General features: G+C 74.6%; 27 protein-coding genes and 1 riboswitch. Of the genes, 18 read left to right on the top strand and 9 right to left on the bottom strand.

What is annotated here, in order from left to right:
• Positions 1-31: 31 nt before the first annotated feature.
• Positions 32-454, bottom strand: coding sequence for an HIT family protein (locus ACFCLZ_RS06985; protein WP_380283874.1), 423 nt, complete (start codon positions 452-454; stop codon positions 32-34).
• A 160-nt stretch (positions 455-614) separates the two neighbouring features.
• On the opposite strand from ACFCLZ_RS06985, the gene ACFCLZ_RS06980 reads away from it, so the two are divergent.
• Entirely contained in the window at positions 615-809 is a 195-nt protein-coding gene (locus tag ACFCLZ_RS06980) for a YegP family protein (RefSeq protein ID WP_380283873.1), read from the top strand.
• A 95-nt stretch (positions 810-904) separates the two neighbouring features.
• Here ACFCLZ_RS06980 and ACFCLZ_RS06975 read toward each other — a convergent pair whose 3' ends face one another.
• Together ACFCLZ_RS06975 and ACFCLZ_RS06970 are read right to left on the bottom strand one after the other, a co-directional pair.
• Positions 905-1,600, bottom strand: coding sequence for an MSMEG_1061 family FMN-dependent PPOX-type flavoprotein (locus tag ACFCLZ_RS06975; protein WP_380283872.1), 696 nt, complete (start codon positions 1,598-1,600; stop codon positions 905-907).
• Between the two features lie 52 nt (positions 1,601-1,652).
• Complete coding sequence (locus ACFCLZ_RS06970) at positions 1,653-1,901, bottom strand: SCO4226 family nickel-binding protein (RefSeq protein ID WP_380283871.1); 249 nt, start codon at positions 1,899-1,901, stop codon at positions 1,653-1,655.
• Positions 1,902-2,083: 182 nt separating this feature from the next.
• Positions 2,084-2,211, top strand: a riboswitch (FMN riboswitch).
• A gap of 213 nt (positions 2,212-2,424) precedes the next feature.
• Between ACFCLZ_RS06970 and ACFCLZ_RS06965 the strand changes: the two genes are divergently transcribed.
• The 10 genes from ACFCLZ_RS06965 to ACFCLZ_RS06920 all read left to right on the top strand — a co-directional run bounded on the left by ACFCLZ_RS06965 (position 2,425) and on the right by ACFCLZ_RS06920 (position 11,065).
• Positions 2,425-3,087, top strand: a complete 663-nt coding sequence (locus ACFCLZ_RS06965) for a riboflavin synthase (protein ID WP_380283870.1) — start codon at positions 2,425-2,427, stop codon at positions 3,085-3,087.
• Between the two features lie 56 nt (positions 3,088-3,143).
• On the top strand, positions 3,144-3,734 hold the full coding sequence (locus ACFCLZ_RS06960; RefSeq protein ID WP_380286097.1) for a nicotinamide riboside transporter PnuC: 591 nt from the start codon (positions 3,144-3,146) through the stop codon (positions 3,732-3,734).
• Positions 3,731-4,984: a bifunctional 3,4-dihydroxy-2-butanone-4-phosphate synthase/GTP cyclohydrolase II gene (locus ACFCLZ_RS06955; protein WP_380283869.1), complete on the top strand. Its 1,254-nt coding sequence runs from the start codon at positions 3,731-3,733 to the stop codon at positions 4,982-4,984. The genes ACFCLZ_RS06960 and ACFCLZ_RS06955 overlap by 4 nt, the downstream gene beginning before the upstream one ends.
• 53 nt (positions 4,985-5,037) lie before the next feature.
• A complete protein-coding gene (gene ribH / locus ACFCLZ_RS06950) occupies positions 5,038-5,508 on the top strand; it encodes a 6,7-dimethyl-8-ribityllumazine synthase (RefSeq protein WP_380283868.1) in 471 nt (156 codons plus the stop codon).
• 106 nt (positions 5,509-5,614) lie between these two features.
• The gene (locus ACFCLZ_RS06945; protein ID WP_030306151.1) at positions 5,615-5,887 is read left to right on the top strand and encodes a phosphoribosyl-ATP diphosphatase; all 273 of its coding nucleotides are present in this window, start codon (positions 5,615-5,617) and stop codon (positions 5,885-5,887) included.
• Between the two features lie 59 nt (positions 5,888-5,946).
• A complete protein-coding gene (gene hisG, locus ACFCLZ_RS06940) occupies positions 5,947-6,795 on the top strand; it encodes an ATP phosphoribosyltransferase (protein WP_380283867.1) in 849 nt (282 codons plus the stop codon).
• 103 nt (positions 6,796-6,898) lie between these two features.
• The gene (locus ACFCLZ_RS06935; RefSeq protein WP_380283866.1) at positions 6,899-7,333 is read left to right on the top strand and encodes a PH domain-containing protein; all 435 of its coding nucleotides are present in this window, start codon (positions 6,899-6,901) and stop codon (positions 7,331-7,333) included.
• Positions 7,334-7,590: 257 nt separating this feature from the next.
• Positions 7,591-8,937: a hemolysin family protein gene (locus ACFCLZ_RS06930; RefSeq protein WP_380283864.1), complete on the top strand. Its 1,347-nt coding sequence runs from the start codon at positions 7,591-7,593 to the stop codon at positions 8,935-8,937.
• Positions 8,934-9,983, top strand: coding sequence for a hemolysin family protein (locus ACFCLZ_RS06925; protein ID WP_380283863.1), 1,050 nt, complete (start codon positions 8,934-8,936; stop codon positions 9,981-9,983). The genes ACFCLZ_RS06930 and ACFCLZ_RS06925 overlap by 4 nt, the downstream gene beginning before the upstream one ends.
• A 98-nt stretch (positions 9,984-10,081) precedes the next feature.
• Positions 10,082-11,065 carry an NAD-dependent epimerase/dehydratase family protein gene (locus tag ACFCLZ_RS06920; RefSeq protein ID WP_380283862.1) on the top strand — a complete coding sequence of 328 codons (984 nt, stop codon included), beginning with the start codon at positions 10,082-10,084 and terminating at the stop codon, positions 11,063-11,065.
• Positions 11,066-11,149: 84 nt separating this feature from the next.
• On the opposite strand, the gene ACFCLZ_RS06915 is transcribed toward ACFCLZ_RS06920, so the two are convergent.
• Complete coding sequence (locus tag ACFCLZ_RS06915) at positions 11,150-13,189, bottom strand: AAA family ATPase (protein WP_380286096.1); 2,040 nt, start codon at positions 13,187-13,189, stop codon at positions 11,150-11,152.
• Between the two features lie 370 nt (positions 13,190-13,559).
• Positions 13,560-14,177, bottom strand: a complete 618-nt coding sequence (locus ACFCLZ_RS06910) for a uridine kinase (protein WP_380286095.1) — start codon at positions 14,175-14,177, stop codon at positions 13,560-13,562.
• 245 nt (positions 14,178-14,422) lie between these two features.
• Here ACFCLZ_RS06910 and ACFCLZ_RS06905 point away from each other — a divergent pair, with 245 nt between their 5' ends.
• Positions 14,423-15,586, top strand: a complete 1,164-nt coding sequence (locus tag ACFCLZ_RS06905; RefSeq protein WP_380283860.1) for an acyl-CoA dehydrogenase family protein — start codon at positions 14,423-14,425, stop codon at positions 15,584-15,586.
• Between the two features lie 183 nt (positions 15,587-15,769).
• Here ACFCLZ_RS06905 and ACFCLZ_RS06900 read toward each other — a convergent pair whose 3' ends face one another.
• Entirely contained in the window at positions 15,770-16,222 is a 453-nt protein-coding gene (locus ACFCLZ_RS06900; RefSeq protein WP_380283858.1) for a hypothetical protein, read from the bottom strand.
• A 274-nt stretch (positions 16,223-16,496) separates the two neighbouring features.
• Between ACFCLZ_RS06900 and ACFCLZ_RS06895 the strand changes: the two genes are divergently transcribed.
• The 4 genes from ACFCLZ_RS06895 (at position 16,497) to fxsA (ending at position 21,073) form a co-directional block, all read left to right on the top strand.
• The gene (locus ACFCLZ_RS06895) at positions 16,497-16,937 is read left to right on the top strand and encodes an Lrp/AsnC family transcriptional regulator (protein WP_380283856.1); all 441 of its coding nucleotides are present in this window, start codon (positions 16,497-16,499) and stop codon (positions 16,935-16,937) included.
• Positions 16,938-16,968: 31 nt separating this feature from the next.
• Positions 16,969-18,594, top strand: a complete 1,626-nt coding sequence (locus ACFCLZ_RS06890) for an amidohydrolase (protein ID WP_380283855.1) — start codon at positions 16,969-16,971, stop codon at positions 18,592-18,594.
• Positions 18,595-18,762: 168 nt separating this feature from the next.
• Positions 18,763-20,412 (top strand): apolipoprotein N-acyltransferase, encoded by a 1,650-nt coding sequence (lnt, locus tag ACFCLZ_RS06885; RefSeq protein WP_380283853.1) that lies wholly within the window; start codon positions 18,763-18,765, stop codon positions 20,410-20,412.
• Positions 20,413-20,491: 79 nt separating this feature from the next.
• A complete protein-coding gene (gene fxsA, locus ACFCLZ_RS06880; RefSeq protein ID WP_380283852.1) occupies positions 20,492-21,073 on the top strand; it encodes an FxsA family membrane protein in 582 nt (193 codons plus the stop codon).
• A gap of 99 nt (positions 21,074-21,172) precedes the next feature.
• On the opposite strand, the gene ACFCLZ_RS06875 is transcribed toward fxsA, so the two are convergent.
• From ACFCLZ_RS06875 to ACFCLZ_RS06865, 3 genes are all read right to left on the bottom strand, one after another.
• Complete coding sequence (locus ACFCLZ_RS06875; protein ID WP_380283851.1) at positions 21,173-21,547, bottom strand: RNA polymerase-binding protein RbpA; 375 nt, start codon at positions 21,545-21,547, stop codon at positions 21,173-21,175.
• Positions 21,548-21,845: 298 nt separating this feature from the next.
• The gene (locus ACFCLZ_RS06870; RefSeq protein WP_380283850.1) at positions 21,846-23,474 is read right to left on the bottom strand and encodes a hypothetical protein; all 1,629 of its coding nucleotides are present in this window, start codon (positions 23,472-23,474) and stop codon (positions 21,846-21,848) included.
• Between the two features lie 106 nt (positions 23,475-23,580).
• Positions 23,581-23,775 carry a hypothetical protein gene (locus ACFCLZ_RS06865; protein ID WP_350541028.1) on the bottom strand — a complete coding sequence of 65 codons (195 nt, stop codon included), beginning with the start codon at positions 23,773-23,775 and terminating at the stop codon, positions 23,581-23,583.
• Positions 23,776-24,024: 249 nt separating this feature from the next.
• Between ACFCLZ_RS06865 and ACFCLZ_RS06860 the strand changes: the two genes are divergently transcribed.
• Together ACFCLZ_RS06860 and ACFCLZ_RS06855 are read left to right on the top strand one after the other, a co-directional pair.
• A complete protein-coding gene (locus ACFCLZ_RS06860) occupies positions 24,025-24,429 on the top strand; it encodes an ankyrin repeat domain-containing protein (protein ID WP_380283848.1) in 405 nt (134 codons plus the stop codon).
• Positions 24,430-24,453: 24 nt separating this feature from the next.
• On the top strand, positions 24,454-24,996 hold the full coding sequence (locus tag ACFCLZ_RS06855; protein ID WP_380283847.1) for a GNAT family N-acetyltransferase: 543 nt from the start codon (positions 24,454-24,456) through the stop codon (positions 24,994-24,996).
• Positions 24,997-25,054: the final 58 nt, after the last annotated feature.

Below are 25,054 nucleotides of genomic sequence, written 5' to 3'. Positions count from 1 at the left end.
CCCGACGCCCGGGTCGGCCGACGCGCGGACCTCAACCCTGCGACGGGGCGAGCGCGGCCCGCAGCCGCTCGGCGACCAGCGCCGCGCCCGCCTCGTCGGGGTACGCCCGGCGCGGCCAGAAGAAGCCGCGCAGCCCGTCCTTGGGATTGCGCGGCACCACGTGGACGTGCAGATGCGGCACCGACTGGCTGATCCGGTTGTTCGCCGCGACGAAACTGCCCGCCGCGCCCAGCCCCCGCTCCACCGCCGCCGCCACCCGCTGCACCCGCAGGAAGAACGGGCCCACCTGCGCCGCCGGCAGGTCCGCCAGGGTGCGGTGGTGGGCGCGCGGCACCACCAGCACATGGCCCGGGAACAGCGGCCGGCGGTCCAGGAAGGCCACCGCCGCCTCGTCGTCCAGCACCCGGTGCGCGGGCTCCGTGCCCGCCACCACCGCACAGAAGACGCAGTCCATCCGTCCATTCAACCGGCCCGCCGCGGCCCCGGCATCCGCTCGGCGGGGCGCCGGCGGGAGGTCACCCGAGCGGACCCCGAGCGGGTGCGGCCCACCGCCCCCGGGGGGCACCGTGCAGGTGGGGCGCGCGGCGCGTCCCGTCGACGAGGAGGTGGCCCGGATGGCGGGCAAGTTCGAGATCTACGAGGACGCCGGAGGCAAGTACCGGTTCCGGCTCAAGGCGGGCAACGGCGAGATCGTCGCGACCGGCCAGGGGTACGCGAGCAAGGACGCCGCCCACAAGGGCGTCGAGGCCGTCCAGCGGGCGGCGGACGGCGCGAGCGTGGTGGACGTGAAGTCCAAGGCCGCGGCCTGACCGGCCCGGGACGGCGGCAGCGGGGCCGTCCCCGGACACGAGCGTCGTCCGGGGCCGGCCCCGCTGCCGCCGTCTTCTTCCCGCCGCCCGGCCCGCTACTCGTAGCGGTAGAGCAGGGCCTCCCGCTCGTTGCGCTCGATCGCCTCGACGGTCAGCTCCGGGTCCGCCAGGTGCGCGAGGGTGACCTCGGCCGAACTCGGCTGGGCGTCGGCGGCGAGCCAGTTCTCCGGCTTCCACGCCGAGGCGCGCAGGAACGCCTTCGGGCAGTGCGCGAAGACCTCCTCGACCGCCACCACGATCGCGCTGCGCGGGGGCTTGCCGACCGCCGTGAGCTGCTCCAGCAGCCGCGGGTCGGTGGAGACGCAGGCCCGCCCGTTGACCCGCAGCGTGGTGTCCCGGCCGGGGACGACGAAGATCAGCCCGACCCGGCCGGTCTCGACGATGTTGTGCAGCGTGTCCAGCCGCTTGTTGCCGGTCGCGTCCGGGATCGCCAGGGTGAACTCGTCGAGCACCGAGACCAGTCCGGGCGGCCCGCCGCGCGGCGACACGTCGCAGCGCCCGGCGGCGTCCGTGCTGGCCACCAGGACCAGCGAGGAGCAGGCGATCAACTGCCGGGCGACCTCGTGGATGCGGTCCACCTGCTTGCGGCGCGCGTGCTCGCCGGGCTGCTCGTAGACCTCCCGCAGCTGCGCGGCGTCGCGGACGGCGGTGGCGCCGAGGGCGTTGTAGAGCGCGGACGGCCCCGGCGGCCCGGGAAGTGACGGAACAGCGATCTCCGGTGTGCTGGTCATACCGGCCAACGTAACGGAGCTTCCCGGGGCCGGACAGGGAGGGCCGCCCGGCTCAGACGGCGAGCGGAACCGCGTGCACCTCGTCCGCCGGGTGCCCGCTGCGCTCGTGGATCCGCTGCACGGCCTCCTTCGAGGGCGCCTCGGAGAGGCAGTAGACGACACCCGCCTCCGGGTCGGCCCACGCCTGCTCGAACCGCACGCCCTCGTCGGCCTGGATGTCCAGGTCGGCCTGGTGCGCCATGCGCAGTTGTTCCTCGGTGATGCCGGCCATCCCGTGGTGGACGTCCATGAACCTGGCCATCGTGCTCGCACCTCCTGGGGCCGGAGCCCGCGCCCGGCCCGCAACCCGCCCCTCCCACCAGCTTGCGCCCCCGCGGACCCGCGCGCATTCCCGGTGCCGCCGTGAAACAGACCACAGCGAAGGCCTCTCCCGGGCCCCGCGCGGAGCGTGGCACAATGACGTCAGCAGTAGCAGTGACGTTCAGCGCACTCCGGGGTCGGTGAAAATCCGAACCGGCGGTTACAGTCCGCGACCCGTCCGCAGCCAGCGGCCGGTTGACCAGGTGAAATTCCTGGACCGACGGTTAAAGTCCGGATGGGAGGCGTGCGCGGCGGACGAGTGAGCGACACCCGTGGTCCCCCGGTGGACCGCGGGAGGTGAGGTACGGCGACGGTCGAGGGCTTCCCTCCTCCGGCGTGCGGTGCGGCAGCGGCCCGACGACGGGTCCCGCAGCCGTCCGGCGAGCCGTGCGCCCGTGCACCCGTCCGTGCCATCTCCCGTGCCACACCCCGGAGTCCGCGCCCCAAGCGCGAGGAGGACCCGGGTGTTCACCGGCATCATCGAAGAGCTCGGCGAGGTCGTGTCGATCGAGGAGATCGGCGACTCCTCGCGAATCCGCCTGCGCGGCCCGGTGGTCTGTGAGGGCGCCCGCCACGGCGACTCCATCGCGGTCAACGGCGTCTGCCTGACCGTCGTCGACACCCCTTTCGAACTGGCCGCCGGCACCGGTGAGTTCAGCGCCGACGTGATGGCCGAGACCCTCCACCGTTCCAGCCTGGGCGCGTTGAAGCCCGGCTCGCGGGTCAACCTGGAGCGCGCCATGGCGCTCGGCGCCCGCCTCGGCGGACACCTGGTGCAGGGTCATGTCGACGCCACCGGACGGCTGTTGAGTCGTGAGCCGGGGGAGCGCGACGCCGCCGGCGAACTCCGCTGGGAGGTGCTGCGCTTCTCGCTGCCGGAGTCCATCACGCGCTACCTGGTGGAGAAGGGCTCGATCACCGTCGACGGCGTCAGCCTCACCGTGGTCGAGGCCGCCCGCGACAGCTTCACCGTCAGCCTCATCCCGGCGACCCTGGCACTGACCACGCTCGGCACCAGGGCCGTCGGCGAGAGCGTCAACCTGGAGGTCGACGTCCTCGCCAAGTACGTGGAGCGGCTGCTGGATTCCCGCACGCTGCCCCCGACCGCCACCGGGGAGGACCGGTGAACTGGCTCAACGGTGACGCCTTCACGGTGTTCGGCCAGCACGTGAAGTGGTCCGACATGATCGGCAACCTGTTCGGCATGGCCGGCCTCGCCCTCGGCTGGCGCCGGTCCGTCTGGAGCTGGCCGGTCCAACTGCTCTCCGGCCTGGTCCTGGTCACCGCCTACCTGGCCGGCGACGTGCCGGGCATGGTCGGCAAGCAGCTGATCGTCATCGCCACGGCCGCCTGGGGCTGGACGCGGTGGCGGCACGGCCGGCAGGGCGCCGGCGAGGTCGCCGTCCGCTTCGCCACCTGGCGCGAACGGGCCGCGCTCGCCGCCGGCACGGCGGCCGGCACCGGCCTGCTGGCCTGGGCCTTCCTGACGATCCCCGCGCTCGGCTCGTGGAGCCCGTGGGCGGACGCCTACATCTTCGTCGGCACCCTGGCGGCGATGGTCGCCCAGGCCCGCGGCTGGGTGGAGTTCTGGTTCGCCTGGATCGCCGTCGACCTGGTCGGCGTGCCGCTCGCCTTCAACACCGGCTACACCTTCTCCGGCCTCACCTACTCCGTCTACTTCGTCCTGGTCCTGCTCGGGCTGCGCTCGTGGTGGCTGAGCACCCGCGCGCCGCGCCCCGTGTCCACCACCGTCCCGCAGGGAGCAACGGCATGACCGAGAACCAGTCCGACGCACTCGTCCTCGACCCGGTCGAGCGGGCCGTCGCCGACATCGCGCTCGGCCGCGCGGTGATCGTCGTCGACGACGAGGACCGCGAGAACGAGGGCGACATCGTCTTCGCGGCCAGTGCCGCCACCCCCGAACTGATGGCCTTCACCATCCGCTACAGCTCCGGCGTGATCTGCGCCCCGATGACCGGCGCCGAGCTGGACCGCCTCAAGCTCCCCCCGATGACCCAGGTCAACGAGGACCGCAAGGGCACCGCCTACACCGTCTCGGTGGACGCCCGCGAGGGCGTCGACACCGGCATCTCGGCCGCCGACCGGGCCCGCACCGTGCGCCTGCTCGCCTCGCCCGGTACCGGGCCCGGCGACCTCGCCCGCCCCGGCCACGTCTTCCCGCTGCGCGCCGTCGAGGGCGGCGTGCTGGTCCGCCCCGGCCACACCGAGGCCGCCGTCGACCTGGCCCGGCTCGCCGGACTCGCGCCGGCCGGTGCGATCGCCGAGGTGGTCAACGACGACGGCACCATGGCGCGGCTGCCCGAGCTGGTCGCCTTCGCCCGCGAGCACAACCTGGCGATCATCTCCATCGAGGACCTCATCGCCTACCGCCGCCGCACCGAACTGCACGTCGACCGGGCCGCCGTCACCGCACTGCCCACCGCCTACGGCGAGTTCACCGCCATCGGCTACCGGGGCACCCTCGACGGCGTCGAGCACATCGCCCTGGTCGCCGGCGGCCTGGACGCCGAGGGCCGGCTGCCGGACGGCGAGGACGTGCTGGTCCGGGTCCACTCCGAGTGCCTGACCGGAGACGTGCTCGGCTCGCTGCGCTGCGACTGCGGCCCGCAGCTCCAGGCCTCGCTGCGCAAGGTCGCCGAGGCCGGCCGGGGCGTGGTGCTCTACCTGCGCGGCCACGAGGGCCGGGGCATCGGCCTGGCGCACAAGCTGCGCGCCTACGAGCTCCAGGAGCGGGGCCGCGACACCGTCGACGCCAACCTCGACCTCGGCCTGCCCGCCGACGCCCGCGACTACAGCATCGGCGCCCAGATGCTCTGCGACCTCGGTGTGAGCTCGCTGACCCTGCTGACCAACAACCCGGAGAAGCTCACCGCGCTCACCGAGCACGGGCTCAAGGTCACCGGCCGCGAGCCGGTCGAGATCCCGGCCGGCGAGCACAACGCGCGCTACCTGCGGACCAAGCGCGACCGGATGGGCCACGACCTGCCCGGCCTCGACGGCTGAGCCCGACCGACCCGCGAACCCCGTATTTCCGAACCACCGAAAGGCACCCGCACATGAGCGGCCACGGAGCCCCCGAGCTGACCATCGACAACGCCGCCGGCCTCAAGGTCGCCGTGATCGCCGCCCAGTGGCACGAGCAGGTGATGAACGGCCTGCTCGACGGTGCCCACCGCGCCCTCAAGGAACTGGGCGTCACCGAGCCGACCGTCCTGCGCGTCCCCGGCACCTTCGAGCTGCCGGTCGCCGCCAAGCGCCTCGCCGAGCGCGGCTTCGACGCCGTGATCGCCCTCGGCGTGGTGATCCGCGGCGGCACCCCGCACTTCGACTACGTCTGCCAGGCCGCCACCGCCGGCCTCACCCAGGTCGCCGTGGACACCGGCGTCCCGGTCGGCTTCGGCGTGCTGACCTGCGACAACGAGCAGCAGGCCGTCGACCGCGCCGGCCTGCCGGGCTCCGCCGAGGACAAGGGCCACGAGGCGGTCACCGCGGCCGTCGCCACCGCCGCGGCGCTGCGCGCGCTCTGACCCGCCCGGCCGGGCCGGCCCCCGGACCGTGGACGTCCACCGGACTGTCCACGGTCCGGAACCGTTTACCGTCCGTCCGTCCGCACGCCGTAAGGTGAGTCCCATCATGGCTTCGAAGACATTCGAGGAGCTCTTCACCGAGCTCCAGCAGAAGGCCGCCACCGGCGACCCCTCCTCCTCCCGCACCGCGCAGCTCGTCCAGCAGGGCGTCCATGCGATCGGCAAGAAGGTCGTCGAGGAGGCCGCCGAGGTCTGGATGGCCGCCGAGTTCCAGTCCGACGAGCAGACCGCCGAGGAGATCTCCCAGCTCCTCTACCACCTTCAGGTGATGATGGTCGCTCGCGGGCTGACGCTCGACGACGTCTACAAGTACCTCTAGGCCCAGGCCCGGAACACCCCCCCCACCACCCACACCGAACAGGTAAGGAACCGACCTCCATGCTGCGCATCGCCGTCCCCAACAAGGGTTCGCTCTCGGGTCCCGCGGCGGAGATGCTCCATGAGGCCGGCTACCGGCAGCGCAAGGACGCCAAGGAGCTGGTCCTGGTCGACCCGGGCAACCAGGTCGAGTTCTTCTTCCTGCGCCCGCGCGACATCGCCGTGTACGTCGGCTCCGGCCGGCTGGACGTCGGCATCACCGGCCGCGACCTGCTGCTGGACTCGCACTCCAACGCCGAGGAGGTGCTCGCGCTCGGCTTCGCCGGCTCGACCTTCCGCTTCGCCCGCCCGGTCGGCGTGGACGTCGAGGACGTCAAGGGCCTGGAGGGGCTGCGGATCGCCACCTCCTACACCGGCCTGGTCGAGCAGCACCTCGCCGGCCACGGGGTGAAGGCCACCGTCACCAAGCTGGACGGCGCGGTGGAGACCGCGGTGCAGCTGGGCGTCGCCGACGTGATCGCCGACGTGGTGGAGACCGGCACCAGCCTGCGCAACGCGGGCCTGGAGGTGTTCGGCGAGCCGATCCTGATCTCCGACGCCGTGGTGATCCGCCCCAAGGGCGCCGGCGAGGACCCGGCCGTCGAGCAGTTCCTGCGCCGTCTGCAGGGCGTGCTGGTGGCCCGCCGCTACGTGCTGATGGACTACGACATCCGCGCCGAGAACGTCGGTGCCGCCGTCGCGCTGACCCCCGGCCTGGAGTCGCCGACCGTCTCCCCGCTGCACACCGAGGGCTGGGTGGCGGTCCGCTCCATGGTGCTCCGCAAGGAGGCCCAGCAGATCATGGACGACCTCTGGGGCATCGGCGCCCGGGCCATCCTGGTGACCAACATCCACGCCTGCCGCCTCTGAGCGACCCGCGGGCATAAGCACCGGTTGAATGGGGTGGGGCCGCCGTCGGGCGTCCCCACCCCATTTCCGTACCACCCGATCGATCACCCCCACGGAGCCCCTCGTGTCCAGCACCGCCGAGTTCCCCGTCACCTGGGCCCCGCGCCGCACCCGCGCGGTGCTGCTTCCGGTCTGCGCGCTGCTGGTGGTGCTGTTCGCCGTGATCGCGGTCGCCCTCCCGCCGAACTGGCAGCTCAACGACCGGATCATGATGGCGGCCAGCGGCGTGCTGTTCGCCGGCGTCGGCCTGATGCTGGCCCGGCCGCGGGTCCGCGCCGACGCCGAGGGCGTGACCGTGGTCAACTTCGTCCGCAGCCGCCGGCTGGCCTGGGCGGAGATCGTCGGCGTGAACTTCCGCCAGGGCGACCCGTGGGCGACCCTCGACCTCGCCGACGGCACCTCGCTGGCCGCCGTCGGCATCCAGTCCGGCGTGGGCAAGGACCAGGCCATCGCCGACGCCCGCGCCCTGCGCGACCTCGTCGTCCACCACGGCGGCTGAACCGCGGTGGCTGAACCACGGCGGCTGAACCGCGGTGGCCGCCGCACCGCGGTCGAACGCCGGGCGGGTCCGAACGCCCGGGCGGGTCCGAACGGGGATCCGACACCCGCACGGGTATGGTCTACGCTGGTAAAAGCGGGGCAAAGGCATTGCCCTCCCCGAAATCGACCTGAGGAGTGACACTCCCCGTCCATGGACGATCCGTCCGGTAGTACCTGCGCCGCCCTCCTTCCGACCACTGGAAGGCAGGCGGCACTGTGATCACCGCCTGGCTGCTGCTCTTCGCGGCCCTCCTGCTCATCCTGGCCAACGGCCTCTTCGTAGCCTCCGAGTTCGCCTTCGTGACCGTGGAGCGCGGCGCCGTCGAGCGCGCCACCGAGGCCGGGGACGCCAAGGCCGGCCGGGTCTCGCGGGCCCTGCGCCACCTCTCCTTCGAGCTCTCCGGCGCCCAGCTCGGCATCACCGTCACCTCGCTGGTGGTCGGCATGCTCGCCGAGCCCGCGCTGTCGACCCTGCTGAAGCCGGTGTTCACCGCCATCGGCCTGCCCGCCGGGGCCGCGCGCGGCGCCGCCGTGGTCATCGGCATGCTGTCCGCCACCGTCGTCCAGATGGTGATCGGCGAGCTCGTCCCGAAGAACTGGGCGATCTCCCGCCCGCTCCAGGTGGCCCGCGCGGTCGCCGCCCCGCACATGGCGTTCTCCCGGGTCTGCCGCCCGCTGATCCGGGTCCTGAACGGCTCCGCCGACCGCATCGTGCGCGCCTTCGGCATCGAGCCGCAGGAGGAGCTGGGCCACGCCCGCACCCCCGCCGAGCTGGTCTCGCTCGCCCGGCACTCCGCCAGGGCGGGTGCCATAGACGAGGAGTCGGCCACCCTGTTCGTGCGGACCCTCGGACTCGGCGACCTCACCGCCGAGTCCGTGATGACCCCGCGCATCGACGTCTCCGCCCTGCAGCACGACGCCAGCGCCGCCGACGTCCTCAACCTCACCCGGGCCACCGGCCTGTCCCGCTTCCCGGTCTACACCGACAGCCTGGACGAGGTCACCGGCACCGTCACGCTCAAGGACGCGCTGGCCGTCCCGGCCGCGCGCCGCTCGGCCGTCCGGGTCGCCGACCTCGCCGTCCCGCCGCTGCTGGTGCCCGAGACGCTCCCCGCCGAGCGGCTGCTCGACCGGCTGCGCCGCCTCCAGCCGATGGCCATCGTGGTCGACGAGTACGGCGGCACCGCCGGCGTGGTCACCGTCGAGGACATCGTCGAGGAGATCGTCGGCGCGGTGCAGGACGAGCACGACCCCGCCGACACCCCCGAGCTGCTGCCGCTGCCGCCGGTCGACGGGCAGCCCGCCTGGGCGGCCGAAGGCCGCGCCCGGCTCGACCAGCTGGAGGCCATCGGCCTGCACGCCCCGGAGGGCCCGTACGAGACGCTGGCCGGCCTGGTCGCCGATCTGCTCGGCAAGCTCCCGGACCCCGGTGAGCAGGCCGAGCTGCCCGGCTGGCGGCTCACCGTCGAGGCGGTGGACCGCCACCGGACCAGCCGGGTCCGGGTGGAACGCACCGCCGGACACCACCACTTCCTGGGCGACGACGAGGACGGGACCCGATGACCGCGCTCCAACTGGCCGTCGCCGTCCTGCTGCTGCTCGGCAACGCGTTCTTCGTCGGCGCCGAGTTCGCCGTCGTCTCGGTCCGGCGCAGCCAGATCGAACCGCTCGCCGAGGCCGGCAACAAGCGCGCCCGCACCGTGCTGCACGCGCTGTCCAACGTCTCCGCGATGCTCGCCGCCGCCCAGCTCGGCATCACCGTCTGCTCGCTGGGCCTGGGCGCGCTCGCCGAGCCGACCATCGCCCACCTGCTGGAGGGCCCGTTCCACGCGATCGGCATCCCCGCCGGCCTGCAGCACCCGCTGGCGTACGGCATCTCGCTGGCCGTCGTGGTCTACCTGCACATGGTGGTGGGCGAGATGGTGCCGAAGAACATGGCGCTGGCCGGCCCCGAGAAGGCCGCGCTCTGGCTCGGCCCGCCGCTGGACCGCCTCGCCCGCTGGCTCGCCCCGGTGATCTCCACCCTCAACGCCTTCGCCAACGGCGTGCTCAAGCTGTTCAAGGTGGAGGCCAAGGACGAGGTGGAGTCGGTGTTCACCACCGAGCAGCTGATCTACCTGCTCGCCGACTCCGGGGACGCCGGCCTGCTGGAGAAGGACCGCCAGGAGCGCCTGGAGGACGCCCTGGAGCTGGGCCGCCGCCCGCTCACCGACGTCCTGCTCACCCCCGAGCAGCTGGTCACCGTGGACACCAAGGTGACCGCCGCGCAGATCGAGGAGCTGGCGCTGCGCACCGGCTTCTCGCGCTTCCCGGTCACCGACGGCGACCCGGCCGGCCACGGCTACCTCGGATACCTGCACCTCAAGGACATCCTGGACGTCGAGGACCCCTCGGTGCCCGTCCCGGCCCGCCTCTGGCGGCCGATCACCGTGCTGCGCGGCACCCTGCCGCTGGACGACGCGCTGGGCGCGATGCGCCGGGCCGCCTGCCACCTCGCGGCCGTCCTCGACCAGGACGGGCGGACGCTCGGCGTGGTGATGCTGGAGGACGTGCTGGAGGAGCTGGTGGGCGAGGTGCACGACCCGGACCACCGCTCGGCGGCGCTGTAGCGCGGGCGGGTTCGCTCCGGGCGGGTTCGCTCTGGGCGATTCCGCTCTGAGCGTGCCGCCGTTCCCATGCCGGCCACCCGATGGGCAGGGTGGTCGGCATGAGACTTCTCCTGCTGGGTGGTACGGAGTTCGTGGGGCGGGCCGTCGCCGAGGCGGCACTGGAACGGGGATGGGAGGTCACGGTCTTCCACCGGGGGACGCACGCCGCGCCGCCCGGGGCGCGGGTCCTGCACGGGGACCGCACGGCCGAGGGCGGGCTCGCCGCCCTCGCCGAGGGGGCGTGGGACGCGGTGGTGGACACCTGGTCCGCCGCCCCGTCGGCGGTGCGCGACAGCGCCCGCCTGCTGGCCGGCCGGGTCGGCCGCTACGCGTACGTGTCCAGCCGGTCGGTGTACGGGTACCCGACGCCGGTCGGGACCGACGAGAGCGCCCCGGTGGTGGACGGCTCGCCGGACGACGGCGAGGTGCCCTACGCCGAGGCCAAGCGTGGCGGCGAGCTGGCGGCGCTGGACGCCTTCGGCGACCGGGCGCTGCTGGTCCGCGCCGGGCTGATCGTCGGACGGTACGAGAACATCGGCCGGCTGCCCTGGTGGCTCAACCGGATCGCCCGCGGCGGCCCGGTGCTCGCGCCCGGCCCGCGCGACCTCGCCCTCCAGTTCATCGACGTCCGCGACCTCGCCGACTGGACCCTGGACGCCCTCGCGGCCGGCCTCGGCGGCCCCTACGACCTGGTCGCCCCGCCCGGCCACAGCAGCACGGGCGAACTGCTGGAGGCCTGCGCGGCCATCACCGGCTCGGACGCCGAGCTGCGCTGGACGGCCCCGGAGGCGATCGCCGCCGCCGGGATCGAGCCGTGGACCCAGCTGCCGTTCTGGGTTCCGCCGGGCGAGTTCCACGACACCATGCACGGCGCCTCCGTCGGCAAGGCGCTGGCCGCCGGACTGCGCTGCCGGCCCACGGCCGACACGGTCGCCGACACCTGGGCCTGGCTGCGGTCGATCGGCGGCGTCGCGCCGCACCGCCCGGACCGGCCGGCGGTCGGGCTGGACCCGCAGGCGGAGGCCGAGGCGCTGGCCGGCTGACCCGCCCCGGGCCCGCCCGGGCCCGCCGGGCCGGGGCCGGGGCGACGCGGACGCCTCAGCCCCGGTCCGGCCCCGGATCCCGCCTCAGCCCCGGCCGTCGATCAGCTCGCCGTAGGCCTGCACCAGGTCCGGCAGCCTCAGCGTGGCGAGGTCCTCCCGGCCGGGCGGCTCGCGCAGCAGGGTGAGCCGCAGGTCACGGTAGGCGCAGGACTTCTCGTACAGGGTGCGGATGAACCGGCCGTTGCCGAGCTCGTCGATCCAGCCCTCGCGGACCACGTGGGTGCAGATCGAGGCCAGCTCCTCGGCGGCGTCCTCGTCCCAGCCGTCGCCGTCCTGCCCGGCGAGCGCGGCGCCGATCGCCGTCAGCTCGCCGGGGCGGTAGCTGGGGAAGTCGACCCGGGTGGTGAAGCGGGAGTTGAGGCCGGGGTTGGCGGCCAGCAGCCGGTTCATGCCCTCGGGGTAGCCGGCCAGGATCACCACCAGCCGGTCCCGGTTGTCCTCGGCGCGCTTGAGCAGCACCTGGAGCGCCTCGTCGCCGTACGCGTCGCCCTTGCTGTAGCCGGAGTTGGAGAGGCTGTAGGCCTCGTCGATGAAGAGCACGCCGTCCAGCGCGGAGTCGATCAGCTCGTTCGCCTTGACGGCCGTCTGGCCGAGGAACTCGCCCACCAGGTCAGCGCGTTGGGCCTCCACCAGATGGTCGCCGGAGAGCAGGCCGAGGGCGTGGAAGACCCGGCCGAGGATCCGCGCGACGGTGGTCTTGCCGGTGCCGGAGGGGCCGGAGAAGACGAAGTGGCGCTTGGGCGGCTGGACCGGCAGGCCCTGTTCGGCGCGCAGCCGGGCCATCCGCAGCTGCGCGGAGAGCGCCCGGACCTGCCGTTTCACCGGCTCCAGGCCGACCATGAGCGAGAGTTCGGCCAGCGCGGCGTCCAACTCGACCTGGTTTCCCTCGCGTTCGAGCGCCGGGTAGGCGTTGGAGACGCGGGGGAGGGCGGCCTCGCCGCGCGCCGGCGCGGGCGCCGTCGGGGAGACGGCGGCGGGTTGCGGCGCGGTGGAGCCGGAGCGTCCGCCGGTGGCCAGCGGGGGCGGCGCGCCGGCGCCGCCGCCGGACCTGTTGTCGGTGCCCGTGCCCGGTCCGGCCCCGGTGGGCACGACCGGGAAGCCGTCCCCGTCCGGCACCGCCTCGCCCGCCCCGTCCGCGAGCGGCTCGTCGAGGACCGGCCCGCCGAAGAGGTCCGGCCCGCCGAAGGCGTCCGCGAAGCCGGGGGAGCCGGCCGCGTCCGACCCGGCCGGGTCGGCGCCGGGCGCCTCGAAGTCCGGCGGGTCCAGCAGCGCGGCGTCCAGCGCGTCCTCCTCCGGACCGCCGCGCCCCGCCTCCCGGCCGCCGGCCCCGGCGGCGTCCAGCAGGGTGTCGGCGACGCCGTCCTCGGTCGAGATCGCCGCGAGCCGGGCCGCGGTGTCCATGAACGCCGGATCGGCCCGGTGCACCGCCCGGTAGAGCGGTAACGCGGCCGCGGTGCGCCCGGCGCCCTCGTAGGCGCGGCCCAGCCAGTACCGCAGCTCCTTGCGCTGCGGCTGCTCGGAGCGGCAGCGGGCGAGCGAGGCGGCGAGCGGGGTCTGGGCCTGGGCGCACATGTCCAGCCGGACCCGCGCCATGCCGGCGAAGAGCCCGGCCTCGATGCCGAGCAGCGCGTCGTCGAGCAGCCGGTCGGTGTCCCGGATCAGCTGCTCCCAGTCCTTGAGCAGATAGGAGCGGCAGGCGTGCAGGAAGCGCGCCGACGGGTCCTCGGCGGGGGTCGGGCACTGCTCCAACGCCTGGTCCAGCTCGGTGAGATGACGGCCGTCCAGCCAGTGCGAGGCGTGCGCGAGGGCGAGGTCGCGGGGGGTCTCCAGGATCGGCTGCACCCACCAGCCGAGCCAGTACCAGGAGCTGAGCGGCCGGGCGTGCCGCTGCCGCTGCTCACCGAACCGTGTGCGGTGGCGGTACATCGCGAGCAGCGCGCCGGAGGTGTCGCTGCGCAGCGCGTGCAGGCCGAGCCAGGCGTCGGCCATGCCGGGGTCGAGCCGCACGGCGGCGCGGAACTCCTCCTCGGCGCGGCTGTACGCCCCGGCCGTGTAGGCGTCCATGGCACGCAGCCAGGCGCGGTCGGCGAGCCGGTTCGGTGCCGGGCCGCCCGCGTTGTTGCTCTGGGAACTCTCCGTTGTCACTCAACGCCCCCCGCGGTGTGGCTCGGGGCCCGGCCGGTGCGGCGTTGTCACGGTCCCCGCCGGGGTCGTGTGCCCCCGGGGCGCATATGCGCCTGCCAGGAATCGTACCGGCGCCGCGCTGATCCGGAAGGGTGCCGCACGATGTCAAAAGCGATCGGGCGGACGGCCGTTGACGGCCGGACGGATTCGGGGCGGGAAGGTCGGACGGCATCCCCGGCTCACGGGGGAACAAGCCGGGGATGCCGGGTCCGAGGTTGCGGAATCAACGATTCCGGCCACGAGTGAGAACCTATTTCCCGGCGACAACGCAGGTCAAGGGGGTTGTTGAAGTTTCACCGACGGTGCTCGGCGCGATCCGCCCGGTCACCCCGTCGACCACCGTGTCGGCGTGCGGACGGCTCGGGTCGGCGGCGAAATGCGCCGATTCGGCGAGCGCCCAGCCGGCCCAGAACTCCGCCAGCTCCGGTCCGTCGCGCTCCTCGCCGCGGCGCCGGGCCGCGACCGCGTCCAGCTCCATCCACACCAGCCGGCTCAGCCAGGGCCGCACCGCGCGCCGCCCGGCGCCCACCCCCTCGACCAGTACCACCGGCGCGAGCGGCACCGCGGCCGGTCCCGCGAACCGGCGCAGCGTCCAGTCGTACACCCGGTACTGCGCGTCCCGCCCCGCCGCCAGCGGCTCCAGCACCTGCGCGCGCAGCCGTCCGGTCCAGCCGAACGGCTCGGCGTGCGTCGCCAGGTCGTCCAGGTGCACCACCGGGGCGCCGCCCAGCGCGGCCGACAGCCGGCCGGCGAAGGTCGTCTTGCCCGAGCCCGCGTGCCCGTCCACCGCGACCAGCCGCACCGGACCGCAGGAGGGCGGCAGCGCCCGCAGCTCGGCGGCGAGCGCGTCGACGGTCTGGGTCCCCATTACCGGGGCGACGGAGGTCTCGGAAGCAGCCACAACGTCAACCCTACGGGGGCCGGTGTGCCGGTACGGACAGTGATCCGGTGCAGGTCGTGACGGCAGCGCCGCGATCGGGCATACTCGCATCGCCGAGCATGTGAACGGCCGTTCACCGCGATCCGGTGCCGGCCGGGCCGAGCTGCCACACCCCGCGCGGGCCCGACCACACCCGGGGGCCCGGCGCACGACCGAGGAGGCGACCAGCCACCATGACCACCTCCCCCGCGAAGGCCGTCGACCGCCAGCTGCCCAGCGAGGAGGCCCGCGAGCTCCTGAGCCTCACCCGGGACCTCGTCCAGCGCGAGCTGCAGCCGCGTGCCGCGCAGGACGAGGCCGCCGGCCGGTTCCCGCGCGAGGTCTTCCGCACGCTCGGCGAGGCGGGCCTGCTCTCGCTCCCCTACGAGGAGCGGTACGGCGGCGGCGACCAGCCGTACGAGGTCTACCTCCAGGTGCTGGAGGAGCTGGCGGCCGGCTGGCTCGCCGTCGGCCTCGGCGTCAGTGTGCACACCCTGTCCTGCCACGCCCTCGCCACCTTCGGCACCGAGGAGCAGCGCGACCGCTGGCTGCCCGGCATGCTCTCCGGCGAGCAGCTCGGCGCCTACTGCCTCTCCGAGCCGCAGTCCGGCTCCGACGCCGCCGCCCTGCGCACCCGCGCCGACCTGGACGGCGAGGAGTACGTGGTGAGCGGCACCAAGGCCTGGATCACCCACGGCGGCCGGGCCGACTTCTACAGCGCGCTGGTGCGCACCGGCGAGGAGGGCGCGCGCGGCATCAGCTGCCTGCTGGTGCCCGGCGACCAGCCCGGCCTCTCGGCCGCCCCGCCGGAGCAGAAGATGGGCATGAAGTCCTCGCCGACCGCCCAGCTGCACTTCGACGGCGCCCGGGTCTCCCGCGACCGGCTGGTCGGCGCCGAGGGCCAGGGCTTCCAGATCGCGCTCGCCGCGCTGGACTCCGGCCGGCTCGGCATCGCCGCCTGCGCGACCGGAGTCGCCCAGGCCGCGCTCGACCTCGCCGTCGACTACGCGCGCACCCGCCGCCAGTTCGGCCGCCCGATCGCCGACTTCCAGGGCCTGTCGTTCATGCTCGCCGACATGGCCACCCAGATCGAGGCCGGCCGCTCGCTCTACCTGTCCGCCGCCCGCCGCCGCGACGCCGGCCTGGCGTTCTCCAAGGAGGCGGCGATGGCCAAGCTGTTCTGCACCGACGCCGCGATGCGGGTGACCACCGACGCCGTCCAGGTGCTCGGCGGCTACGGCTACACCCAGGACTTCCCGGCCGAGCGCTTCATGCGGGAGGCCAAGGTGCTGCAGATCGTCGAGGGCACCAACCAGATCCAGCGCCTGGTGATCGGCCGCCACCTCACCAAGGGCTGAGTCCCGGGCCGGGGCCCGACCGCCCGGCCCGACCCCGACCGGCCGCCCCCGGCTCCGCGAGGAGCCGCGCGGGGCGGGTCCGCAACGGCCCCCGGGCGTCACTCCAGGGTGCGGAGCGACGCCCGGGGGCCGTTCTGTCGAGTCGTCGGAGGCCGTGCGGTGCGCCGTGCGGTGCGCGGGGGTTCAGCGCCGGGAGAAGCGGCCGCGCTGCTCCGGGATGGCCGGCGCGGCGGCCGAGCGGACCGGGCGGTGCACCAGCGCGTGCGAGAAGGGCTGGGTGCGCCAGTCGTGCTCGCCCGGCGGCGCCATCAGCGCCTCCAGGGCGGTGGACCCGGTGTCCTCCGCGCTCTCCACCTCGACCAGGTCGTCCGTCGGCATGCCCGAACCGGGGCAGAGCGCGGGCGAGAAGGGGTGCCAGGGCCGCGGCAGGACGGCGTGCTGCGGCAGCCGCTCCTCGTCGTCCTCCAGGGCGATCGGGCGACGGCACGACGGGCAGTGCACCCGGACGATCTCCCAGGCGTCGGCCTCGCCCGGATCGAGGCCCGGCGCGCTCTCGTAGGGGACCGCGAGGTCCTCGCGGTCGGTCGTATCGTGGGCGTCGTCCGCGCCCGTCGGGCGCTGGTCGGTAACGCGCATGGTGATCCCCCTCGGATCGGGCCCGGCGTGGTCGCCCGGGGCCACAACCAGCACTTCCCTCCGAAACGGACTCATAACCCTGCGGTTCCTCGCACTGTGATGCACCGGGTGTGTCCTTCGCCACATTCGTCCGGCATGTGCCCGCGCGGCACCCCGGGGCGCGCCGGGTGACACTCCGTGCCCCCCTACCGGCCCCGCGTGCGCCCCGGGGAGCGGGGGCCGTACGCCCCCGCGCGGCGATCCGCACGCCCCCGAGGGGGTAGGTTTGCGCCTTGTGGAGGATCTCGACCAACGCATCGTCCGGCTGCTCCTCCAGGACGGCCGGATGAGCTACACGGACCTGGGCAAGGCCACCGGCCTGTCCACCTCGGCGGTGCACCAGCGGGTGCGCCGGCTGGAGCAGCGCGGGGTGATCCGCGGTTACACCGCGATCGTCGACCCGGACGCCGTCGACCTGGCGCTCACCGCCTTCATCTCGGTCAAACCCTTCGACCCCAGCGCCCCGGACGACACGCCCGAACGGCTGGCCGATCTGCCCGAGATCGAGGCCTGCCACAGCGTCGCCGGCGACGAGAACTACATCCTCAAGGTCCGCGTCGGCGCCCCCGGTGACCTGGAGGACCTGCTGGCCCGCATCCGCAGCGCCGCCGGCGTCTCCACCCGCACCACCGTCGTCCTGTCCACCCCCTACGAGGCACGACCCCCGAAGCTCTGACCGGCCCGCGCGGGGGTGCAGACTAGGCCGCATGACCGAACGCAACTCCCGGACCGTCCTGCTGCGCGGCGGCGCCGTCTACAGCCCCGCCGACCCCTTCGCCACCGCCATGCTCGTCGAGGGCGGGCGCGTCGCCTGGGTCGGCAGCGACGGCGCCGCCGAGGCGTACGCGCAGACCGCCGACGAGATCGTCGAGCTGGACGGTGCCCTGGTCACCCCCGCCTTCGTCGACGCCCATGTGCACGCCACCTCCACCGGTCTCGCGCTGACCGGCCTCGACCTCACCGGCACCCCCTCGCTGGCCGCCGCGCTGGCCGCGCTCACCGCCTTCGCCGCCGCCCGGGAGCAGCCCGGCGGCGTGCTGATCGGCCACGGCTGGGACGAGACCGGATGGCCGGAGGGCCGCCCGCCCACGCTCGCCGAGCTGGACGCCGCCGCCGGGGGCGCCGCCGTCTACCTCTCCCGGACCGACGTGCACTCCGCCCTCGCCACCAGCGCCCTGCGCGCGCTGACCGAGGGCCTCGCCGAGCAGCCCGGCTTCCACGCCGACGGCCCGCTCACCCGCGACGCCCACCACGCCGTGCGGCGGACCGCGCTCGCCCGCCTCACCCCCGAGCAGCGCCGCGCCGCCCAGCGCGCCGCCCTGGCCCGCGCCGCCGAGCTCGGCATCGGCGCCCTGCACGAGTGCGCCGGGCCCGAGATCTCCTCCGAGCAGGACCTCGCCGCCCTGCTGGAGCTGGCCGCCGAGGGCGAGGGCCCCGAGGTGTTCGGCTACTGGGGCGAGCTGAGCGAGCGCGGCGGCGTCGAGACCGCCCGCCGGCTCGGCGCCGTCGGCGCGGGCGGGGACCTCTTCGTCGACGGCGCGCTCGGCTCGCACACCGCCTGCCTGCACCGCGACTACACCGACGCCGCGCACACCGGCACCGCCTACCTGACCGCCGGCCAGGTCGCCGACCACGTCGCCGCCTGCACCGAGGCCGGCCTGCAGGCCGGGTTCCACGCGATCGGCGACGCCGCGGTCGCCGCCGTCGTCGAGGGCGTCCGCGCCGCCGGCGACCGGGTCGGCGCCGACCGGGTCCGGGCGCTGCGCCACCGGGTCGAGCACGCCGAGGCGCTGGACGACAAGACCGTCGCCGCCTTCGCCGACCTGGGGCTGACCGCCTCCGTGCAGCCCGCCTTCGACGCGGCCTGGGGCGGCCCGGACGGCATGTACGTCCAGCGCCTCGGCGCCGAGCGGGCCGCCGCGCTCAACCCCTTCGCCGCCCTGCTGCGCTCCGGGGTCCCGCTGGCCTTCGGCTCGGACGCCCCGGTCACCCCGCTCGACCCCTGGGGCACCGTGCGGGCCGCCGCCTTCCACCGCACGCCCGAGCACCGGATCTCGGTGCGGGCCGCGTTCACCGCCCACACCCGCGGCGGCTGGCGGGCGATCGGCCGCGACCAGGACGGCGTGCTCGTCCCCGGCGCGGTCGCCAGCTTCGCCGTCTGGGCCGCGGGCGCGCTGGTCGTCCAGGCCCCGGACGACCGGGTGGCCGGCTGGTCCACCGACCCGCGCTCCGGCACCCCCGGCCTGCCCGACCTCACGCCCGGCGAGCCGCTGCCCACCTGCCTGCGCACCGTGGTCCGCGGCCGCACCGTCCACCTGGCGGCCGCCGAGTAGACCGGAGCACCACGGCGGGCGGGCGGTCCCGGGACCACCCGCCCGCCACGGGTATGACCCTCAGCTCACGGCGGGGTGTCGTTCCGGGGTACCTTCTTCGGACAGCGTCCGAACAGCCGTCCCGTTCCCCCGCGGGGCGGCGGCGAGAGAGATGGTGCGACGGTGGCCATGCCCGTCACCCAGGAGCGGTCCGGGACCGCACCCGAGTCCCCCGACGAGGCATCAGGCCCGGGCCGCGGCGCCCGCGCGCTCGCCCGGCTCCGGGCCGGCCTTCCCCGCACCGGGCTGGCCGCGCTCGCCGGACTGCTGCTCGCGCTGGCCTTCCCGCCGTTCGACCTCTGGCCGCTGTCGGTCCTCGGCGTCGCCGCGCTCTCGCTGCTCACCCGGGGCCGCACCGCCCGGCAGGCCGCCTGGACCGGCTTCGCGTTCGGCCTGCCGTTCTTCCTGATGCTGCTCAGCTGGCTGCGGGTGATCGGCTGGGACGCCACCGTCGGCCTGTCGGTCGTCGAGGCGCTGTTCCTCGCCGCCCTCGGCTCCGGCCTCGCCATCACCTCCCGGCTGCCCGGCTGGCCGCTCTGGGGCGCCTGCCTGTGGATCACCCAGGAGTGGGCCCGCGACCGGCTGCCGCTCGGCGGCTTCCCCTGGGGCCGGCTCGCGTTCGCGAACACCGCCACCCCGTACACCCCGCTGGCCGCGCTCGGCGGCGCCCCGCTGGTGACCTTCGCCGTCGCCCTGTCCGGCACCCTGCTGGCCTGGGCCGCCGTGCGGGCGGTCGGCCGCGGCACCGCGCGCCGCCCGGTGCAGGCGGCGGCCGCCGGGCTCGGCGCCGTCGCCGCGCTGCTCGCCGGCTACCTGGTGCCGGTGCCCACCGCGCCCGCCGACACCGTCAAGGTCGCCGTCATCCAGGGCAACGTGCCCAACCCCGGCATGGACTTCCTGGGCCGCCCGATGATGGTGCTCAACAACCACGCCGCCGCCACCGAGAAGCTCGCCGAGGACATCGAGGCCGGCCGGGCCGAGAAGCCGGACATCGTGATCTGGCCGGAGAACTCCTCCGACCTCGACCCGTTCAGCGACCCGGTGGCCTACGCGCGGATCGACGAGGCGGTGCGGGCGATCGGCGTGCCCACCCTGGTCGGCACCCTGGTCGACGGCCCCGACGAGCAGCACGTGCAGAACGAGGGCATCGTCTGGGACCCGAAGACCGGCCCCGGCGCATCCTACACCAAGCAGCACCCGGTGCCGTTCGGCGAGTACGTGCCCTTCCGCGACCAGCTGTCCAAGGTGATCACCCGGCTCCAGCGGGTCGCCCGGGACTTCTACCCCGGTGACCACAACGGCGTCATGCAGCTCGGCCCGGCCCGGATCGGCGACGTCATCTGCTTCGAGGTCGCCTACGACGAGATCGTCCGCGACACCGTCGAGCAGGGCGCCCGGGTCCTCGTGGTGCAGACCAACAACGCCACCTACGCCAAGACCGGCCAGCCGGAGCAGCAGCTCGCGATGAGCCGGCTGCGCGCCGTCGAGCACGGCCGCGCGGTGCTGATCGCCGCGACCAGCGGCATCAGCGCGGTGATCGCCCCGGACGGCACCGTCGTCCAGCACACCGAGGAGCTGACCGCCGCCGAGCTGTCCGCGACGGTCCCGCTGCGCGACGGCACCACCGTCGCGGACCGGGTCGGCGCGGCCCCGGAGTGGACCCTCTCCGTGGCCGGCCTGCTGGCCTGCGCCGGCGGCGTGCTGCTCGCCCGCCGGCGCCGCGGCGGCGCGGACGGCACCCCGGACGCCACCCCGGGTGGAACACCGGCCGCCGGCTGATCGTTGGACCAGGTGGTGCCGTAGCCGGCCCGGACCTCCCGTGCGGCGCGCAGAGCACCGCTTGGAGTGGATTCGTACCGTGACCCAGCAAGCTACCCCCGCCCGTCCGGCGCCGCGCTCGAAGCTGCGGCGGGTGCTGCCGCTGCTGCTGACCGCCTGGTTGGTGCTGGAGATCTGGCTGCTGGTCCAGGTCGGCTCGTGGCTGGGCGGCCTGACCGTGGTGCTGCTGCTGATCGCCGGCGCGGTGATCGGCGGCTCGCTGATCAAGCGGGCCGGCGCGCGGGCGCTCTCGGCGGCCTTCGAGCAGACCCGCGACCCGAAGTCGAAGCAGCCGCAGACCGGCACCAGCCTGACCGTGCTGGCCGGCCTGCTGCTGATCCTGCCGGGCTTCCTCTCGGACGTCCTGGCGCTGACCCTGCTGTTCCCGCCGACCCGCGCGCTGTGGCGGGCCGCCGGGCGCCGGATGGCCGACAAGGCCCTGCGCTCCACCACGGGCGTGGGCGCCGATCCGTTCGCGGACGCGATGCGGCTGCAGGAGCAGCTGCGCATCCACCGCCCGGACGGCAAGGTGATCCAGGGCGAGGTGGTCGAGCCGGGCACCGGTCCGGCCGCCGGACCGCAGGGGCCGGACACCACCTACCGCCCGCCGATCAACGGCTGACCCGGCCGCCCGCCGGGCGGCCGGCGCCGGCCAACGCGAAAGGGACCCTGGTGGCCAGGGTCCCTTTTCGCGTGCCCCCGCCCGTCGGCGGGAGCGGGGTCAGGCGCTCTTGCGGGTGTCCCGCGGGTGCACCGCGAGGTTCATCCCGCCGGAGCGGAGCACGGCCAGCCGCTCGGCCAGTACCTCCTCCAGCTCCTCGCGCGTCCGGCGCTCCATCAGCATGTCCCAATGGGTGCGCGTCGGCTTCACCTTCTTCTCCTCCGGCTCGTCGCCGTCGAGAAGTGCCGCCTCCTGCCCGCAGAAGCGGCATTCCCAGGCCGCGGGGATCTCCGCCTCGACCGAGAAGGGAACCTCGAATCGGTGTCCGTTCTGACATGCATACTCGACGGTCTGGCGGGGAGCCAGATCGATACCGCGGTCGGTCTCGTAGCTAGTGGCCCCGAGTCGCGTGCCGCGGAGAGCTCGCTCGCTCATGAATCGTGCCTCCCGGGCTTATGGCCCACAGGACTAGTGGTCGCTGTTCTTCGTCGTTCGGTCAACGCTCGGCTTCCGACGAAGATTCCCGTCCCGGGACATGCGTCGTCTGTCGTGCCGCCCCTGTTTGTACCCACCGGCGCCCGATTTGTCACATCTGGCCGGTGATATCACCCCAGGTGTCACCTATTTCACATCCGGTGATCGGGCAGCCGTTCCCGGACGAGCGTACCGGGACGGGAACCGGCGGCCCGCGCCGCCCCCTCCCGTTCGGGTGCGGGTCCGCCGGTCCGCGCGGTCAGGCGAGCGGGCGGAATCGTAGCGCGCCCGGGCCCTTGGCGAGGTCCACCCCGGCGTGCGGCTCGGGGTCGAGTTCCACCGGGACGGTCGCCGGACCGGCCGGGACCGGCCGGCCGGGCGCGGCCGGGGCCGGTGCCTCGGTGCGGGTGTCGCGGTGCGGCAGCAGGGCGATCACCGCGTCCCGCAGCGCGGCCGGGGCCTCCTCGTCCAGCGGGTCGACGGTGGCCGGCACCTGGAGGCGGACCGGGGCGCCGGCGCCGATCCGGGCGTAGCCGCGTCCGGCCGGGGCCTGGGCCGCGGGCACGATGTCCAGCGGCACGCCGAGCGCCGCGTGGCCCGCCTCGGGGCCGGCCGGCCCGAGCACCACCCGGGCCCGGGTGGTGGCCCGCACGCTCGGCGAGATCCGGTCCCGGGCCTCGACGTCGTCGGCGACCACCACGGTGACCCGGGCGGCCCGGCCGTGCCGCAGCGGCAGCTCCAGCAGGTCCTGCGGGTCGGGGCGGCCCTCGGCGTGGGCCAGCTCGCTCAGCTCGGTCGGGTGGTCGAGCAGCAGCCACAGCGGCCGGGTGACGTCCTGGGGCACGGCGGTGCCGGCGTGCCGGGCGGCGTTCAGCACGGTGAGCCGGCGCTCGGTCTCCTGGGCCGCCCACTGCAGCGCGGCCAGCGCGCCGTGCAGGCTGGTCTCCACGGTGTGCACGCCGGGCCGGTTGACCAGGCAGGCGTGCTCGCCGGTCCCGGCGCCGTCGATCACCACCAGGTCGGCGAACGGCAGGGCCTGCAGCGCCACCGAGCGGACCAGGCTGGAGGTGCCGTAGCCGCCGACGCCGAGCGCCAGCAGGTGCGGCTCCGCCGAGCGCGGGCCGGTGCGCCAGACCACCGGCGGCTGCTGGGCGAGCGCCCCGCCCTGGTGCACCGGGATGGTGCGGGCGCTGCCGTCCCCGTCGGTGAAGCCGAGCACGATCTCGCCGGGGGCCGCCACGAACCGCTGCGCGGCGATGTCGGTGGGCAGCGGCGCCAGGGCGGCGATCCGCAGCTTGTTGGACTCCTCGTCCCAGTCGAAGCGGTACTCCCGGGCCCGCCCGGCCTTGCCCTGGACGACCTGCTCGATCCGGGCCCGGGCGGTCGGCTCGGTGTCGGTGAAGTACGCCGGGTAGGCGATCTCCAGCCGGGCGAGCCGGCCCTCGGCGTCGAACTCCCAGCCCGAGAAGACGTCCCGGTGGCTGCCCTCGTGGTGGTAGAGCGGGCTGAGCCCGTCGGGCCCGGCCAGGTACGGGGTGAGAGCCGCGTACAGCGCGGTGAGCTTGACCTCGGCGAGGTCCGGCTCGGGCGGGGCGGGCGCGGCCTTGGGGGCGCGGCCCGCCCAGGCGGCGCTGGCCATCAGCGCGATCAGGGCGAACAGCAGGCCGTGCGGCAGCAGGTAGATCCCGATCAGCAGTGCGGCGGTCAGGAAGAGCGTCGGGCCGCGCCGGTCCTTCGGGGTGGTCCGCCAGCGGTCCTTGGCCCAGGCGGTGTGGTGGCGCAGTCCGCGGCCGATGACGGTGAGCGGCGCGAACATGTCGGAGGCGTGGTCGCCGGCGGTGCGGACGAGGTCGCGGCCCCTGGTGAGGTGCTGGCGGTTGAGCGGCATTCCTGGCTCCCCGGGCGAGTGGGACGGTCGGTGGGAAGGGCTTGCTGCAACGACCGGGCCCGGGGCGGTGGGATCCGCGCCCGGGCCGGTACGGGAAGGAAGGGGGTCAGAACTTGATGCCGCCGAGGAGGCTGGCGAGGCTGGCGCCGCCCGCGGTGATGCTCGGTGCGATCGAGGAGCCGGCGACGTAGAAGCCGAAGAGGGCGCAGACGAGGGCATGGGAGACCTTGAGTCCGTCCCTGCGGAAGAAGAGGAAGGCGATGGTGCCGAACAGGACGATTCCGGAAATCGAGAGGATCACGATCTGCTCCTCGGGGGGAGGGGGCGGGGACAGTGCCACGGAAAGTGCCACAATCGTGACAAAAGGTAATAGCGGATGGAACGGGGCAAATGGGTGGATTCCCGGAGCGGCCGGTCCGTGCCGGAAAGTTCGCCCGAACGGCCGCGCAACCTCCGCGGCCATGCCTCGTGCGCTACCGTGCCTCCGGCGCGACCGCCGACAACGCCGGACGGCCCCCGCCGGGGCGCGTCCCCGGAGAAAGGCCGAGACATGACCGACACCCCCGACGCCGATGTGATCGCCCTGGCCGGCAAGCTCTTCGACGCCGCCCGGGCCGGCGACACCGCCACCCTCGCCGCGTACGTCGACGCCGGCGCGCCGGCCAACCTCACCAACGACCGCGGCGACACCCTGCTGATGCTCGCCGCCTACCACGGCCACGCCGCCGCCGTCACCGCCCTGCTGGAGCGCGGCGCCGACCCGAACCGGGCCAACGACCGCGGCCAGACCCCGCTCGCCGGCGCGGTGTTCAAGGGCAGCGACGACGTCCTCGACGCGCTGCTCGCCGGCGGCGCCGACCCGTCCGCCGGCACCCCGTCCGCCGTCGACACCGCCCGGATGTTCGGCAAGGAGGCCCTGGTCGCCCGCTTCGAGGGCCGCCCCGAGGCGGGCTGAGCGCGGGCCTTAGGCTTGACCACCATGGAGAGCACCACCACCGGAGGACCCTTCGTGCACGACGCGAAGGGCGACGGCATCGAGATCCGCATCACCGGCTTCGGTCACCCCGACGCCCAGCTCCTCGCGGCCGAGGTCCAGCAGGAGTACGTCCGCCGCTACGGCGAGGCCGACCTCACCGAGCTGCACCCCGAGCACTTCGACCCGCCGGCCGGCCTCTTCCTGGTGGCCTACCTGGACGGTGTGCCGGTCGCCTGCGGCGGCTGGCGGGCCAAGCGGGCCGCGGCGTTCGGCATCCGCGACACCGACGCCGAGCTGAAGCGGATGTTCGTCCGCCCCCAGGCGCGCGGCCGGGGCCTGGCCCGGGTGGTCTTGCGCCACCTGGAGCGGACCGCCGCCGAGGCCGGGCGCACCCGGTTCGTCCTGGAGACCGGCACCGAGCAGCCCGAGGCCGTCGCCCTGTACGCCTCCGAGGGCTATGCGGCGATCGAGAAGTTCGGCCTCTACCGCGAGCACGAGCAGAGCATCTGCCTCGGCAAGGAGTTCGGCGGCGTGCCCGCCGTCTGACCCGCGCCCCGGCCGGGTAGCCTCCCGGGGGGTCCGCGGGGGCCCACTCGGGAGGGCT

It is taken from the genome of Kitasatospora purpeofusca (genome assembly GCF_042691725.1).
Lineage (GTDB): Bacteria > Actinomycetota > Actinomycetes > Streptomycetales > Streptomycetaceae > Kitasatospora > Kitasatospora purpeofusca_B.
The sequence above is the reverse complement of the archived record's forward strand: the minus strand, read 5'-3'. Positions and strand labels throughout refer to the sequence as shown.

Excerpts from the sequence above, each read along its gene's own strand:
- ACFCLZ_RS06905 (WP_380283860.1), top strand. The coding sequence starts at position 14,423 with ATGACCACCTCCCCCGCGAAGGCCGTCGACCGCCAGCTGCCCAGCGAG.
- ACFCLZ_RS06985 (WP_380283874.1), bottom strand. The coding sequence starts at position 454 with ATGGACTGCGTCTTCTGTGCGGTGGTGGCGGGCACGGAGCCCGCGCAC.
- ACFCLZ_RS06960 (WP_380286097.1), top strand. The coding sequence starts at position 3,144 with ATGATCGGCAACCTGTTCGGCATGGCCGGCCTCGCCCTCGGCTGGCGC.
- ACFCLZ_RS06890 (WP_380283855.1), top strand. The coding sequence starts at position 16,969 with ATGACCGAACGCAACTCCCGGACCGTCCTGCTGCGCGGCGGCGCCGTC.
- ACFCLZ_RS06870 (WP_380283850.1), bottom strand. The coding sequence starts at position 23,474 with ATGCCGCTCAACCGCCAGCACCTCACCAGGGGCCGCGACCTCGTCCGC.
- ACFCLZ_RS06945 (WP_030306151.1), top strand. The coding sequence starts at position 5,615 with ATGGCTTCGAAGACATTCGAGGAGCTCTTCACCGAGCTCCAGCAGAAG.
- ACFCLZ_RS06920 (WP_380283862.1), top strand. The coding sequence starts at position 10,082 with ATGAGACTTCTCCTGCTGGGTGGTACGGAGTTCGTGGGGCGGGCCGTC.
- ACFCLZ_RS06855 (WP_380283847.1), top strand. The coding sequence starts at position 24,454 with ATGGAGAGCACCACCACCGGAGGACCCTTCGTGCACGACGCGAAGGGC.
- ACFCLZ_RS06915 (WP_380286096.1), bottom strand. The coding sequence starts at position 13,189 with ATGGACGCCTACACGGCCGGGGCGTACAGCCGCGCCGAGGAGGAGTTC.
- ACFCLZ_RS06860 (WP_380283848.1), top strand. The coding sequence starts at position 24,025 with ATGACCGACACCCCCGACGCCGATGTGATCGCCCTGGCCGGCAAGCTC.
- ribH (WP_380283868.1), top strand. The coding sequence starts at position 5,038 with ATGAGCGGCCACGGAGCCCCCGAGCTGACCATCGACAACGCCGCCGGC.
- ACFCLZ_RS06875 (WP_380283851.1), bottom strand. The coding sequence starts at position 21,547 with ATGAGCGAGCGAGCTCTCCGCGGCACGCGACTCGGGGCCACTAGCTAC.
- hisG (WP_380283867.1), top strand. The coding sequence starts at position 5,947 with ATGCTGCGCATCGCCGTCCCCAACAAGGGTTCGCTCTCGGGTCCCGCG.
- ACFCLZ_RS06975 (WP_380283872.1), bottom strand. The coding sequence starts at position 1,600 with ATGACCAGCACACCGGAGATCGCTGTTCCGTCACTTCCCGGGCCGCCG.
- ACFCLZ_RS06900 (WP_380283858.1), bottom strand. The coding sequence starts at position 16,222 with ATGCGCGTTACCGACCAGCGCCCGACGGGCGCGGACGACGCCCACGAT.
- ACFCLZ_RS06955 (WP_380283869.1), top strand. The coding sequence starts at position 3,731 with ATGACCGAGAACCAGTCCGACGCACTCGTCCTCGACCCGGTCGAGCGG.
- ACFCLZ_RS06980 (WP_380283873.1), top strand. The coding sequence starts at position 615 with ATGGCGGGCAAGTTCGAGATCTACGAGGACGCCGGAGGCAAGTACCGG.
- ACFCLZ_RS06925 (WP_380283863.1), top strand. The coding sequence starts at position 8,934 with ATGACCGCGCTCCAACTGGCCGTCGCCGTCCTGCTGCTGCTCGGCAAC.
- ACFCLZ_RS06970 (WP_380283871.1), bottom strand. The coding sequence starts at position 1,901 with ATGGCCAGGTTCATGGACGTCCACCACGGGATGGCCGGCATCACCGAG.
- lnt (WP_380283853.1), top strand. The coding sequence starts at position 18,763 with ATGCCCGTCACCCAGGAGCGGTCCGGGACCGCACCCGAGTCCCCCGAC.
- ACFCLZ_RS06910 (WP_380286095.1), bottom strand. The coding sequence starts at position 14,177 with ATGGGGACCCAGACCGTCGACGCGCTCGCCGCCGAGCTGCGGGCGCTG.